General features: G+C 72.7%; 11 protein-coding genes, 5 tRNA genes and 1 pseudogene. 12 read left to right on the top strand and 5 right to left on the bottom strand.

The features are described 5' to 3' along the window. Positions 1-70: pseudogene (locus IE98_RS48505) on the bottom strand (roadblock/LC7 domain-containing protein); the annotation flags it as partial. 10 nt (positions 71-80) lie between these two features. Further along, positions 81-3,638 carry a nitrate- and nitrite sensing domain-containing protein gene (locus IE98_RS0134485; protein ID WP_078661526.1) on the bottom strand — a complete coding sequence of 1,186 codons (3,558 nt, stop codon included), beginning with the start codon at positions 3,636-3,638 and terminating at the stop codon, positions 81-83. Positions 3,639-4,100: 462 nt separating this feature from the next. Here IE98_RS0134485 and IE98_RS0134480 point away from each other — a divergent pair, with 462 nt between their 5' ends. The 8 genes from IE98_RS0134480 (at position 4,101) to IE98_RS0134445 (ending at position 7,399) form a co-directional block, all read left to right on the top strand. Continuing rightward, positions 4,101-4,322 carry a hypothetical protein gene (locus IE98_RS0134480; RefSeq protein ID WP_030275733.1) on the top strand — a complete coding sequence of 74 codons (222 nt, stop codon included), beginning with the start codon at positions 4,101-4,103 and terminating at the stop codon, positions 4,320-4,322. Positions 4,323-4,474: 152 nt separating this feature from the next. Further along, a complete protein-coding gene (locus IE98_RS0134475; RefSeq protein WP_030275732.1) occupies positions 4,475-5,275 on the top strand; it encodes a fumarylacetoacetate hydrolase family protein in 801 nt (266 codons plus the stop codon). After that, positions 5,268-6,773, top strand: coding sequence for a glutamate--tRNA ligase (gene gltX / locus IE98_RS0134470; protein ID WP_030275731.1), 1,506 nt, complete (start codon positions 5,268-5,270; stop codon positions 6,771-6,773). The genes IE98_RS0134475 and gltX overlap by 8 nt, the downstream gene beginning before the upstream one ends. Before the next feature lie 176 nt (positions 6,774-6,949). Further along, positions 6,950-7,021, top strand: a tRNA-Gln gene (locus IE98_RS0134465). 21 nt (positions 7,022-7,042) lie between these two features. Continuing rightward, positions 7,043-7,115 (top strand) — tRNA-Glu (locus IE98_RS0134460). Positions 7,116-7,150: 35 nt separating this feature from the next. Beyond that, positions 7,151-7,223: transfer RNA gene (locus IE98_RS0134455), tRNA-Glu, on the top strand. A gap of 24 nt (positions 7,224-7,247) precedes the next feature. Further along, a tRNA-Glu gene (locus IE98_RS0134450) sits at positions 7,248-7,320 on the top strand. A 4-nt stretch (positions 7,321-7,324) separates the two neighbouring features. After that, positions 7,325-7,399, top strand: a tRNA-Gln gene (locus IE98_RS0134445). Positions 7,400-7,569: 170 nt separating this feature from the next. Here IE98_RS0134445 and ndgR read toward each other — a convergent pair. Beyond that, entirely contained in the window at positions 7,570-8,283 is a 714-nt protein-coding gene (ndgR, locus tag IE98_RS0134440; protein ID WP_030275730.1) for an IclR family transcriptional regulator NdgR, read from the bottom strand. 237 nt (positions 8,284-8,520) lie between these two features. Here ndgR and leuC point away from each other — a divergent pair, with 237 nt between their 5' ends. The 4 genes from leuC (at position 8,521) to IE98_RS0134425 (ending at position 11,940) form a co-directional block, all read left to right on the top strand. Further along, the gene (gene leuC, locus IE98_RS0134435) at positions 8,521-9,942 is read left to right on the top strand and encodes a 3-isopropylmalate dehydratase large subunit (RefSeq protein ID WP_030275729.1); all 1,422 of its coding nucleotides are present in this window, start codon (positions 8,521-8,523) and stop codon (positions 9,940-9,942) included. A gap of 3 nt (positions 9,943-9,945) precedes the next feature. Then, complete coding sequence (gene leuD, locus IE98_RS0134430) at positions 9,946-10,542, top strand: 3-isopropylmalate dehydratase small subunit (protein WP_030275728.1); 597 nt, start codon at positions 9,946-9,948, stop codon at positions 10,540-10,542. A 374-nt stretch (positions 10,543-10,916) separates the two neighbouring features. Next, positions 10,917-11,105 carry a hypothetical protein gene (locus tag IE98_RS47155; protein WP_078661527.1) on the top strand — a complete coding sequence of 63 codons (189 nt, stop codon included), beginning with the start codon at positions 10,917-10,919 and terminating at the stop codon, positions 11,103-11,105. Between the two features lie 133 nt (positions 11,106-11,238). Beyond that, on the top strand, positions 11,239-11,940 hold the full coding sequence (locus IE98_RS0134425) for an HU family DNA-binding protein (protein WP_030275727.1): 702 nt from the start codon (positions 11,239-11,241) through the stop codon (positions 11,938-11,940). 178 nt (positions 11,941-12,118) lie between these two features. On the opposite strand, the gene IE98_RS0134420 is transcribed toward IE98_RS0134425, so the two are convergent. Together IE98_RS0134420 and cofC are read right to left on the bottom strand one after the other, a co-directional pair. Then, positions 12,119-12,343 (bottom strand): hypothetical protein, encoded by a 225-nt coding sequence (locus tag IE98_RS0134420; protein WP_030275726.1) that lies wholly within the window; start codon positions 12,341-12,343, stop codon positions 12,119-12,121. Positions 12,344-12,364: 21 nt separating this feature from the next. Then, entirely contained in the window at positions 12,365-13,042 is a 678-nt protein-coding gene (cofC, locus tag IE98_RS0134415; protein ID WP_052391367.1) for a 2-phospho-L-lactate guanylyltransferase, read from the bottom strand. Positions 13,043-13,248: the final 206 nt, after the last annotated feature.

Genomic DNA, 13,248 nt, shown 5'->3' with positions numbered 1-13,248 from the left:
GCGACACCCCGGGGGTGTTGTCCACGAAATTGGTGATCAGCCAGTTCAGGTTCTGTGCGGCCTGGCTCATCTGACTCAACTCAACGCTCCTGGTGGTTCTGGCCGAAGCCGTCGAAGCCCTGCTGCTGGCGGCCGAAGTTGTTCTGGCCCTGGCCCTGGGCCGGACCCTGTCCCTGGCCGGCCTGGCGGCCCTGCTGGATGCCGCGGCGCAGGTTGGTCAGGCGGCCGCGGACCTCCTCCGGGCTACGGGAGACCTGCGGTCCGGTCAGCGGCGCCGACTCGGCGGTGCCGGAGACCAGGTTGGCCTGCGGGGTGCGGCGCGGCAGGCCCGAGGTGGTCAGGCCGCTCGTCGAGGGCTCGCGCACCTGCTCGGCACGGCGCCAGCGCTCGTCGTTGGCCGACGGACGCCACGGGGCCTCGGCGGCGTCGCGGCGGCCCGGGTCACCGCCCTGCGGACCGGGGCCCTGCGGACCGGGGCGCTGCGGACCGCCCTGCGGACCCGGACGCTGCGGACCGCCCTGCGGACCGGCCGGCTGCTGCGGCGCCTGCGGGCGCTGCTGCTGGCGCGGCGGACCCTGCGGGGCCTGCTGCTGCGGCGGGACGCCCGCCGAGGTGCCGGGGCGCTGCGGCTGGTACTGCTGCTGCTGCGGGCGCGGCCGGGCCTGCTGCTGGCCGCCGTCCTCCGGACGGAACCACTGCTGGGTGTCCTCCGGGCCGGGGCCGGTCGGCAGGGCCATCGGCTGGGCCTGCTGCGGCAGGGGCTGCTGCGGGGCCTGCTGCTCGAACGGCTGGCCGCCGCCCGGCTGCACGGACGGGTCCGGCAGCACCGGCTCCACCAGGCCGAGGCCCAGCGGGTCGCGCGGGTCGATGTCGCTGGCCTCGAAGCGCGGCCGGCCGAACTGCACGGTGGACTCGACCGGGTTCTCCGCCGGGCCCGGCTGCTGCGGCGCCTGCGGGCGCTGCTGGCCGGGGCCCGCCGGACGGCCGCCCTGCGGGCCGGCCTCCGGACGCGGACGCTCGGGCATCGGGGCACGGCCGCCGGGGCCCTGCTCCGGGCCGCGGCGCGGCAGGCCGCCCTGCGGGCCGGGGCCGCTCGGGCCGCCCTGCGCGCCGGGGGCACCGGACGCGCCCGGGACCCGCCGCGGCTGGCCCTGCAGGCCCTGCTGGCCCTGCTGGTTGTTCTGGCCCTGCTGGCCCTGCTGGCCCTGCTGGTTCGGCGTGTGGTTCTCGCGCAGCGCCTGGCCGACCTCGCGGGTCGGCAGACCGCCGGCGGGACGGCCGCCCTGGGGCTGCTGCGGCTGCTGGGGCTGCTGCGGGGCACCGCCCGGGCCGCCCTGGCCGAGCTGCGGACGGCCCGGCGCACCGGCCGGGGCCTGGCCGAGCGCGGCGGCGGCGCGGCCCGAGAGGGCCTCCGCCGCGGTGCCGCGGCCCTGCTGGCGCGGGGTCGGGGCGAGGCCGCGGCCCTTGCCGGCGGCGGCACCGCCGGCGGGACGCTGACCGGGACGGCCGGCGGCGTTGGTGACGTCGACCGGCAGCATGACGAGTGCGGTGGTGCCGCCGGAGTCGCTGGGGCGCAGCTGGATGCGGATGCCGTGTCGCAGGGACAGGCGGCCGACCACGAAGAGGCCCATGCGGCGGGAGACGGAGACGTCGACGGTGGGCGGGCTCGCGAGGCGCTCGTTGATGTCCGCGAGGTCGTCCGGGCTGAGGCCGATGCCGGTGTCGTGGATCTCGACCAGCACGCGGCCGTCGGGCAGCGCGTGGCCGGTGACCCGGACGCGGGTCTGCGGGCTGGAGAACGAGGTCGCGTTCTCCAGCAGCTCGGCGAGGAGGTGGACGAGGTCGTTGACGACGCGGCCGGCGACCTCGGTCGACGGCACCGCGGCGAGTTCGATGCGCTCGTACTGCTCCACCTCGGAGGCGGCGGCGCGGAGCACGTCGACCAGCGGGACGGGGCGGGTCCAGCGGCGGCCCGGGTCCTCACCCGCGAGGACGAGCAGGTTCTCGCCGTTGCGGCGCATGCGGGTCGCGAGGTGGTCCAGCTTGAAGAGGCTGGCCAGCTGGTCCGGGTCGGCCTCGCGGCTCTCCAGCTCGGAGATGAGCGACAGCTGGCGCTGGATGAGGCCCTGGCTGCGGCGCGAGAGGTTGGTGAACATCGCGTTGATGTTGCCTCGCAGGAGGGCCTGCTCGGCGGCGAGGCGGACGGCCTCGCGGTGCACCATGTCGAACGCGGAGGCCACGTGGCCGATCTCGTCCGCGGAGTCGACGCCGACGGGCTCGACGGTGACGTCGACGTCGTGCGGGTCGCTCTCGGAGAGGGTCTTGACCAGCTCGGGCAGGCGGCGCTCGGCGACGTCCTCGGCCGCGGCCTGCAGACGGGTCAGCGAGCGCACCATCGAGCGGGCCACGATGGCCGCACCGGCGATGGCGACGATGAGGACGACGGCGATCAGCGCGGCGTTGACCAGCGCCTCGGTGTCGGCGTCCGACTGCAGCTTCTGGGCCTTGCCGTCGAGGTCCTCGAGCAGCTGGGTCTCGATGCGCTGCTCGGCGTTGATCTTGACGCTGGCGGCGTCGTACCAGTCCGTGTAGGTGCGCGGGTCGGTCTGCCGGATGCCGTTGGTGTTCAGCACCTGCTGGGTGTACCGGTCGGTGTCCGCGATGGTCTGGTTGAAGCTCAGGCTGGAGCGCTTCTTGCGGGCCTCTTCGTCACCGTAGATGGCGGTGAAGTTGGCGAGCGCGGACTCCTCGGAGACCTGGAGCCGGATGCCGAAGGTCTCGTCCGAGGGGGAGAGGTCGGCCTTCCCGGGGCGGGCCAGCGCGGCGGAGATCAGCGCGCGCTGCATGGACGCGTTCTCCTTGGACAGCGCGAACTGGCTGAGCGCCCGGGTGATCTTGATCAGCTCGGTCGAGTTCGACGCGATCGCGATCTCCTCGGTGATGCCGATGAGACCCTTGATGATCACGTCGTAGTTCAGGACGGTGGCCTGAATGTTGTCGATGTTGGTGTACGCGGAACCGCGTGCCTCCGACAGCTGGTTGAGGTCCTTGCGGACCTGCAGCAGCAGCGCCTTTCCACCGGCGAGGTCGAGCTCGTCGAACTTGTCGGCGCTGGTGGCGAAGGCCTTGCTCAGCTGGTCGGTGTTCTTCTGGGCGTCCATGACGTCCGGGTCCTGGCGCTCGCCCGGCTTGGCGGTGAGCGGGCCGGCGCTGATGTCGCGCTCGGTCTCCAGGGCGTCGGCCAGCGCGGTCGCCCGGCGGGCGAGGTCCGCGAGGTCGGTCATCTGCGCCAGCTGGCGGGAGTTCTCCATCGAGGTCTGCACGCGCAGACCGCCGAGGACGAGCGCCACCATCACGGGGAGCAGCAGCAGCGCGATCAGGCGCGTGCGGATGCGCCAGTTGCGCAGCGCGAACCTGTTGAGGCCGGTCGCCCGGCGGTAGTTGAGCGTGCTGCGGAGCCGCGAACGGCCCGACTTGCCGTCGGCCGCGTCGTGGCCGTCCGTGACCGTGTCGTCGGCGGGCTCGGCGCTGCCGCCGGCCTGGCCTGCTGTCGGCGCTGCCTGGTGGGGGCCGGTCACCGGCTCGCGCGACTCCGGGTCACCCGCGGCGCCGCTGCCCCTCTTGAAACGTCCCTGCACTGGCGTCGCAACCTCTGGACCGGGCGCCCCTCCCCGCTGGCGCGGAGGGGGACGGTGTCGAGTTTTTCCGTGGCATTCCAGCACAGCGCGAGAAGTCCAACAAGGGCCGTTATGACTCGGTGTCCTGAGCTACCGACCGCGCGCAGGCTCTCACGGTCTGTGCGGTTACGCGCCGGTAATACGGCTCTTTTCGGACACGCAGCACCCTTCGGCCGACTGGGCGGAGCCCGGGCATGTGCAACCAATGTCCGAAATGGGCGGTATGTCGGAATTCTCGAACCGCCCCGAATGCCCCGAAAGCCGAAGTGGATCACGCAATTGTGACCAAAGTCACAGATTAATGTGTAGCTTTGGTCACGGCTCGTGTGACAGGAGATCCTTACCCTTGGCGGGGCCGCGGAGAGCCTTCCCAGGTCCGCGCCCGTCCAAAAGTCCCCCTCGCGAAACCAAGGTGCCCCGCCCATGTCCCAGCCGACCAAGGCCGCGAAGTCCACGCTCACCGTCCGGCCCACCGCCAACCCGCGTCGGACCACCCTGGCCTCGGTCGAGGACTTCGCCCAGCTGCCCGGTGCGGTGGCCTCGCAGCAGCCGCGCGAGTACGCCGCCGAGCTGCCCGACAGCACCGCCAACCCGCGCCGCACCCAGCTGATGGTGGCGCCCGCGCCGCGCCTCCCCCTGGACTGAGCGCACCCGCCCGACGGAGGGGCGCCGACCGTTGCGGTCGGCGCCCCTCCGCGCTTCCCGGGCGCCCCGGCGGCCGTGCGCGCCCGGGCCGGCGGCACCCCGCGCGATAGCCTGGGAACGATCGAGCAGGTCACCGACCGAGAGGCTGCAGGGTGCGCATCGCCAGGTTTTCCGTCCGGGAAGGGAGCCCTGCCGCCGGCAGCGTCTCCTTCGGCGTCGTCGAGGGGGATGCGGCCCGACCCGATTCCCTGGTCGTCCACGCGCTGGCCGGCCACCCGTTCGGGCCGCCGCAGCTGTCCGGCGAGAGCTTCCGGATGCAGGACGTCCGGCTGCTGGCGCCGATGCTGCCGAACAAGATCGTCGCGGTCGGCCGCAACTACGCGGCGCACGCCGCCGAGCTCGGCAACGAGGTCCCGGACGTCCCGCTGACCTTCTTCAAGCCGTCCACCGCGGTCGTCGGCCCCACCGAGTCCATCGCCTACCCGCCGTTCTCCTCGGACGTGCAGCACGAGGCGGAGCTCGCCGTGGTGATCGGCCGGATGTGCCGCGAGGTGCCGCTGGAGCGCGTCCCCGAGGTGATCCTCGGCTACACCTGCGCCAACGACGTCACCGCGCGCGACGTCCAGCAGCGCGAGGGCCAGTGGGCCCGGGCCAAGGGCTTCGACACCTCCTGCCCGCTCGGCCCGTGGATCGAGACCGAGCTGGACCCGTCCGACCTGGCGATCACCTGCACCGTCAACGGCGAGCTGCGGCAGACCGGCCGCACCTCGCTGATGGTGCGTTCGATCCCCGAACTGATCGCGCACATCTCCGAGGCGATGACGCTCCTGCCGGGCGATGTCGTCCTGACCGGCACCCCCGCGGGCGTCGGCCCCCTCAGCATCGGCGACGAGGTCGCCGTCTCCGTCGAAGGCATCGGCACCCTCACCAACAAGGTGATCAAGCGTGGCTGACACCCCCGCGGGCCCGGACGTCCGGGTCCGCTTCTGCCCGTCCCCGACCGGCAACCCGCACGTCGGGCTGGTCCGCACCGCCCTGTTCAACTGGGCCTTCGCCCGCCACCACGGCGGCACGCTGGTCTTCCGCATCGAGGACACCGACGCGGCCCGCGACTCCGAGGAGTCGTACGGCCAGCTGCTCGACGCGATGCGCTGGCTCGGCTTCGACTGGGACGAGGGCCCCGAGGTCGGCGGCCCGCACGCGCCCTACCGGCAGTCCCAGCGGATGGACGTCTACGCCGACGTCGCCCGCCGGCTGCACGAGGCCGGGCACGCCTACCACTGCTACTGCTCCACGGAGGAGCTCGACGCCCGCCGCGAGGCCGCCCGCGCCGCCGGCCGGCCGTCCGGCTACGACGGCCACTGCCGCGAGCTGAGCGAGGACCGGGTCGCCGTGTACCGGCTGGAGGGCCGCAGCCCGATCCTGCGCTTCCGGATGCCCGACACCACGCTCGCCTTCGACGACCTCGTCCGCGGCCCGGTCGCCTTCGACCCCAAGGACGTGCCGGACTACGGCATCGTCCGGGCCAACGGCGCCCCGCTGTACACCCTGGTGAACCCGGTCGACGACGCGCTGATGGGCATCACCCACGTGCTGCGCGGCGAGGACCTGCTCTCCTCCACCCCCCGTCAGATCGCGCTGTACGCGGCCCTCGCCGACATCGGCGTGGGCGGCGGCGCCACGCCGCGCTTCGGCCACCTGCCGTACGTGATGGGCGAGGGCAACAAGAAGCTCTCCAAGCGCGACCCGCAGGCCTCGCTCAACCTCTACCGCGAGCGCGGCTTCCTGCCCGAGGGCCTGCTCAACTACCTGGCCCTGCTGGGCTGGTCGCTCGCCGAGGACCGGGACCGCTTCTCCATGGCGGAGATGGTCGCGGCCTTCGACATCGCCAAGGTCAACGCCAACCCGGCCCGCTTCGACCTCAAGAAGTGCGAGGCGATCAACGCCGAGCACCTGCGCGCGCTCGACCCGGCGGAGTTCGTCCGCCGGCTGGTGCCGTACCTGCAGGCCGCCGGCCTGCTGCCGGCCGAGCCCGCCGCGCACCAGCTCGACCTGCTGGCCCGGATCGCCCCGCTCACCCAGGAGCGGATGGTCGTGCTCGGCGAGATCGTCCCGATGGCCGGCTTCCTGTTCGTCGACCCGGCGGACTTCGCCGTCGACCCGGACGACGCCGCCAAGGCGCTCGGCGCGGACGCCCGGCCGGTGCTGGAGGCCTCGGTGAAGGCGCTGGAGGAGCTGGCCGACTTCACCCCGGACGCGATCCAGGCCGCACTGCGCGAGGCCCTGGTGGACGGCCTCGGGATCAAGCCCAAGTTCGCCTTCACCCCGCTGCGGGTCGCGGTGACCGGGCGCCGGGTCTCCCCGCCGCTGTTCGAGTCGATGGAGCTGCTGGGCCGGGCCGAGACGCTGCGCCGGCTGACGGCCGCCCTGGAGCCCGCAGCGGCCTCCTGAGGCCGCCCGCCACGCCTGCGGCCCGGGTGCGCTGACCAGGGCCGCAGGCGTCCGGCGCCCTGCCTGCGGTTATCGATTTTGGAGCGGGGCCTGGCGTCGGGTAATGTTCTTTCTGCGCCGCCCGGGCAGGGAGGCGCGAGACACCGAGCGAAGACCCCGCAGGGGTTGAACTCTGGTGGGGTATGGTGTAATTGGCAGCACGACTGATTCTGGTTCAGTTAGTCTAGGTTCGAGTCCTGGTACCCCAGCGCAGTACAGCAGTAGTGCAAGCCCCCGTTGTGTAGCGGCCTAGCACGCCGCCCTCTCAAGGCGGTAGCGCCGGTTCGAATCCGGTCGGGGGTACGCAGTTTCTCGAAAATTGCAGAGTGAATGAGTATGCCCCCGTTGTGTAGCGGCCTAGCACGCCGCCCTCTCAAGGCGGTAGCGCCGGTTCGAATCCGGTCGGGGGTACTCAGCACCACCTCGGTGGTGCGGGCCCCCGTTGTGTAGCGGCCTAGCACGCCGCCCTCTCAAGGCGGTAGCGCCGGTTCGAATCCGGTCGGGGGTACTTTTGGGGTATGGTGTAATTGGCAGCACGAGTGATTCTGGTTCATTTAGTCTAGGTTCGAGTCCTGGTACCCCAGCCAACAAGCTCCGGGTGACCGGGGCTTTTTTGTTTTCCGGACCGTCCTGTTCGTCGGACGGTTCTGCTTACCGGACCCTCCCGCGGCCCGGGCCGTCCCCGGAATTCCCGTGCGCGCCGAAGGGCCCGCCCCCGTGTTCGGGGCGGGCCCTTCCGTCGTTCCCGGTGCGGGCGTCAGCCGCGGCGCAGCGCCTCGGTGAGGCGGTTGGCGGCCTCGATGATGGCCTGGGCGTGCAGCCGGCCGGGGTGGCGGGTGAGGCGCTCGATCGGGCCGGACACCGAGACGGCGGCCACCACGCGGTTGGAGGGGCCGCGGACGGGCGCGGAGACGGACGCCACGCCGGGCTCGCGCTCGCCGATCGACTGGGCCCAGCCACGGCGGCGGACGCCGCTGAGGGCGGTCGCCGTGAAGCGCGCGCCCTGCAGGCCGCGGTGGAGGCGCTCGGGCTCCTCCCAGGCGAGCAGGACCTGGGCGGCGGAGCCGGCCTTCATCGGCAGGGTGGAGCCGACCGGGACGGTGTCCCGCAGACCCGAGAGCCGCTCGGCGGCGGCGACGCAGATGCGCATCTCGCCCTGGCGGCGGTAGAGCTGGGCGCTCTCGCCGGTGACGTCCCGCAGGTGCGTGAGCACCGGACCGGCGGTGGCGAGCAGGCGGTCCTCGCCCGCCGCGGCGGAGAGCTCGGCGAGTCTGGGGCCGAGGATGAACCGGCCCTGCATGTCCCTGGTGACCAGGCGGTGGTGTTCGAGTGCGACGGCGAGTCGGTGGGCCGTTGGCCGCGCCAGACCGGTGGCGGCGACCAGCCCCGCCAACGTGGCGGGGCCAGACTCCAGTGCGCTCAGCACCAGAGCGGCCTTGTCGAGAACGCCGACGCCGCTAGTGTTGTCCATGTCTCGATACTGCAGTCTCAGTGGGCGAGACGCAAGTTCAATCTTCCGAGAAAAGCGCCACTCTTGATGCAGCAGCCCGGGAGACACCCAGGATGGACCCTCACCAAAGCGTCCACATCCTGGACAGACGATCCGGCGTGCAGGTCGCGACTCCGCAGCGAGCCTCACCAGGGCAGCACCGGAAGAGACCCCGACGACACGAGAAGGCCGGCAATGCGGCCGGCTGGAGGGAAAGCGATGGGACGGACACTCGCAGAGAAGGTCTGGGACGACCACGTCGTCCGGCGCGCCGAGGGCGAGCCCGACCTCCTCTTCATCGACCTGCACCTGCTGCACGAGGTCACCAGCCCCCAGGCCTTCGACGGCCTCCGGCTGGCCGGCCGCAAGGTCCGCCGCACCGATCTGACGATCGCCACCGAGGACCACAACACCCCGACCCTCGACATCGACAAGCCGATCGCCGACCCGGTCTCCAGGGTCCAGCTGGAGACGCTGCGCAGGAACGCCGCCGAGTTCGGCGTGCGCATCCACTCGCTGGGCGACGTCGAGCAGGGCGTCGTGCACGTCGTCGGCCCGCAGCTCGGGCTGACCCAGCCGGGCACCACGGTGGTCTGCGGCGACTCCCACACCTCCACCCACGGCGCCTTCGGCGCGCTGGCGTTCGGCATCGGCACCAGCCAGGTCGAGCACGTGCTGGCCACCCAGACCCTGCCGCTGGCCCCGTTCAAGACCATGGCCATCACCGTCGAGGGCGAACTGCCCGAGGGCGTCACCGCCAAGGACCTGATCCTCGCCATCATCGCCAAGATCGGCACCGGCGGCGGCCAGGGCTACGTCCTGGAGTACCGGGGCTCCGCCATCCGCAGCCTCTCCATGGAGGCCCGGATGACCATCTGCAACATGTCCATCGAGGCGGGCGCCCGGGCCGGCATGATCGCCCCGGACGACACCACCTTCGACTACCTCAAGGGCCGCCCGCACGCCCCCGAGGGCGAGGACTGGGACGCCGCCGTCGCGTACTGGCGCACGCTGGCCACCGACGAGGACGCCGTCTTCGACGCCGAGGTGTTCATCGACGCCAACTCGCTGACCCCGTTCGTCACCTGGGGCACCAACCCGGGCCAGGGCGCGCCGCTCGGCGCCAACGTCCCGAACCCCGAGGACTTCGAGGACCCGCAGGAGCGGACCGCCGCCGAGAACGCCCTGAAGTACATGGGCCTGGAGGCCGGCACCCCGCTGCGCGAGGTCTCCGTCGACGCCGTCTTCGTCGGCTCCTGCACCAACGGCCGGATCGAGGACCTGCGCGCCGCCGCCGACATCCTGGACGGCCGGCAGATCGCCGACGGCGTGCGGATGCTGGTCGTCCCCGGCTCCGTCCGGGTCGCCCTGCAGGCCGTCGAGGAGGGCCTGGACAAGGTCTTCACCGCGGCCGGTGCCGAGTGGCGCCACGCGGGCTGCTCGATGTGCCTCGGCATGAACCCGGACCAGCTGGCCCCGGGCGAGCGCTGCGCCTCGACCTCGAACCGCAACTTCGAGGGCCGCCAGGGCAAGGGCGGCCGCACCCACCTGGTCTCCCCGCAGGTCGCCGCCGCGACCGCCGTGCTGGGTCACCTGGCCTCGCCCGCAGACCTGTCCGACCGCGTCGCCGTGGAGGCCTGAGCCATGGAGAAGTTCACCACCCACACCGGCCGGGCCGTCCCGCTGCGCCGCAGCAACGTGGACACCGACCAGATCATCCCGGCGCACTGGCTGAAGAAGGTCACCCGCTCCGGCTTCGAGGACGGCCTGTTCGAGGCCTGGCGCAAGGACGAGGACTTCGTCCTCAACCGCCCCGAGCGGCAGGGCGCCAGCGTCCTGGTCGCCGGCCCCGAGTTCGGCACCGGCTCGTCCCGCGAGCACGCCGTCTGGGCGCTGCAGAACTACGGCTTCGAGGCCGTGATCTCCTCGCGCTTCGCCGACATCTTCCGCGGCAACTCGCTGAAGAACGGCCTGCTGACCGTCGTCCTGCCGCAGGAGACCGTCGAGCGGCTGTGGGAGCTGGTCGAGGCCGACCCGACCGCCGAGATCACCGTCGACCTGGAGGCCCGCGAGGTCCGCGCCGAGGGCGTGACGGCCTCCTTCGAGCTCGACGACAACGTCCGCTGGCGGCTGCTGAACGGCCTGGACGACATCAGCATCACGCTGCAGAACGAGGCCGACATCGCCGCTTTCGAGGCGACCCGCCCCTCGTACAAGCCGCGCACCCTGCCGGTCGCCTGACCGGCGGCAGTTCCCCGCGTACGCCGGATGGCCCGCCTCCCCTCGGGGGGGCGGGCCATCCGCCGTTCGGGCGTCCCGCCGCTCCGCCGCGACCCTTCGGAGCGGCCGGAGTTCGAGTCCGAGTTCGGGTCTGACGCCCACTCGGAACAGCAGCGGGCATTTGCCCAAGAGCCCCCTTGCACAGGGCACATCACAACAGATGGCACAATCGTTGCATGCACCGGCACGACGAACCTCCGTACGCGGGTGGCGATCCCGCGCACCCGGAGGTGAACGGCGGTGCAGCCGGCGGTCGAATTGACGGCCGGACGGACGACCAGACCTCACCTGCTGAGGAACCGGACGACCCGGAAGCCGAAGCGCTCTACGCGCTTGTGGCCGAGCGGTTGAAGCAAGCCCACGCTCGCGTATCTGCGCTGAACGTGTCAGCGGAAGCAAAGACCGCTCTCACCCGTCAACTGCTGATCGTCACGGAGACCGCCAAGCGCGATCTCCCGGGGGCGGCCCGGCGGTTGAGTCGCTTTGTGCAGGACCTCGACGCGGGGCGCCCGCCGCTCGGCTGAGGTCGCGAACGCGCAAATCCATTGCGACACTAGGGTGATTCACGCGTTTGGTAATTGAAAGTCCGCAGATACATACCTAACGTGCGAAATGAACGGATGGATTCATCCGGCGCCCGTTTCCGAAGGGGAAGACGTGAACAAGGCTCAGCTTGTCGAAGCGGTGGCCGAGCAGCTGGGCGGTCGCAAGGCTGCCGCAGAGGCCGTCGACGCAGTGCTCGACACCATGGTGCGTGCCGTCGTGGCCGGTGACCGGGTCTCGGTCACCGGCTTCGGCACCTTCGAGAAGGTGGAGCGCTCCGCGCGCTTCGCCCGCAACCCGCAGACCGGCGAGCGCGTCAAGGTCAAGAAGACCTCCGTCCCGCGCTTCCGTCCCGGCCAGGGCTTCAAGGACCTCGTCAGCGGCTCCAAGAAGCTGCCGAAGGAAGGCCCCTCGGTCAAGAAGGCCCCCAAGGGCTCGCTCACCCCGGGCAAGAGCGCCACCACCACGGCCGCCGCCAAGCGCGCCGCCACCAAGCGCGTCGCGGCCGCCACGGGCACCGCGGCCGCCGCCACCAAGAAGACGGCCGCGAAGAAGACCACCACCACCACGCGCACCACCGCGGCGGCGAAGAAGACCACCGCGACGGCCAAGAAGGCGGCTCCCGCCAAGACCACCGCGGCGGCGAAGAAGACCACCACGACGGCCAAGAAGGCGGCTCCCGCCAAGACCACCGCGGCGGCGAAGAAGACCACCACCGCCGCCGCCAAGAAGACCACCGCGACGGCCAAGAAGACCGCCCCGGCGAAGAAGACCACGACGCGCAAGACCACCGCGCGCAAGACCGCCGCCAAGTAGGCTCTGTCGGCCCTTCGGGCGTCGGCCGGTCAGACCACGGCGAGAGCTGCGGCGGCCCGCAGGTCCGGGACTCCCGGAGGCGGGCCGACGCAGCTCCTTCGTGTGGCGTCGGTGGCTCCGCGGCGGCTCACAGCACAGCACGCACAGCACCGTCGGGCCGGGCCGGCCCGACCGGGGATCAGCCCTCGGCGCCCGGGTCGGGGAAGCTCTGCAGGGTCACGAAGACCACCCGGCGCTCCGCGCCCTCGCCCTCGGTGCGGATCCGCACCCGCTGGCCGGGCCGCAGCAGTCGCAGGCCCCCGGCGTCGAAGGCCGCCGCGTCGAAGGGCACCGGCGTGCCGTCGTCGAGCAGGACGGAGCCCGCCCGGGTGCCGGGGTCGAAGGTGAACGCGGTGGCCTGCATGGCCGACAGCATAGCGAGCGGTCACACCAGGGCGGCCGCCGCGGCGGCCGTCAGCGGTCCCACGCCGAGGGCCAGCGCCTCGCGCAGGTCCTCCCCGGTGTCCACGTCCCGCCGCACGGAGGCGACACCGGCCAACTCCAGTTCGCACGCACCGCCGAGGGCGTGCCGCAGCCGCGAGCCGTCCCCGAACGCCGGCCGCAGCTCGGCGCCGGTCGGCGCGGCGAGCAGCGTGGTGCCCAGCCCCGGGGCGTCCGCCAGGAAGGCCCGGCCGCCGGGCGGCACCGCGGCCAGCACGCGGGCGAGTTCGCCCGGCCGCAGCGCCGGCAGATCGGCGGAGAGCGCCGCCACCGGGGCGTGCGGGGCGAGCACCGCGGCGCGCGCGGCGCCGTGCGCCAGGGCGGCGTTGAGACCGCCGCCGGGTTCGTCCGGCACCACCAGCGCACCGAGGCGGGCGAGTTGCTCCCCGGCCGCGCCGTCCCGGGTCACCGCCAGCACCCGGCCCACCGCCGGACACGCCAGCGCCGCCCGCGCGGTGTCCAGGGCGAAGGCCAGCGCCAGCCGCGGCCGGTGCGGCCCGGCGAACGGCTCCAGCCGGCTCTTGGCCACCGCCGGCGGCTTCACCGGCAGCACCAGCGACCACAGCGCCGGGGCCGGTGGCAGCGGCGGACGGCCAGCGGGGCGTACGGTGTCCTCGGTCATCGGCGCCATTGTGGCGTCGGCTCCCGGCCCCGGGCCAGGCGGCCGCGATTCGCGTGCGTTTGGTCACTCGCCCGGGGCCTGCCCAGGGCGGCTGCTCGACAGCCGGTCCGCCCGCGGGTGAGACTGGTCGGCGCCCCGGGCCCTCCCGGCCGCCCAGGCCGGTGGAGAGCAGCAGGTCACACCCCGTCGAAACGCGGCAGCGAACG

Origin of the sequence: Streptomyces sp. NRRL B-24484 (genome assembly GCF_000717715.1) — a bacterium.
In the GTDB taxonomy this organism is placed as follows: Bacteria; Actinomycetota; Actinomycetes; order Streptomycetales; family Streptomycetaceae; genus Kitasatospora.
The sequence above is the reverse complement of the archived record's forward strand: the minus strand, read 5'-3'. Positions and strand labels throughout refer to the sequence as shown.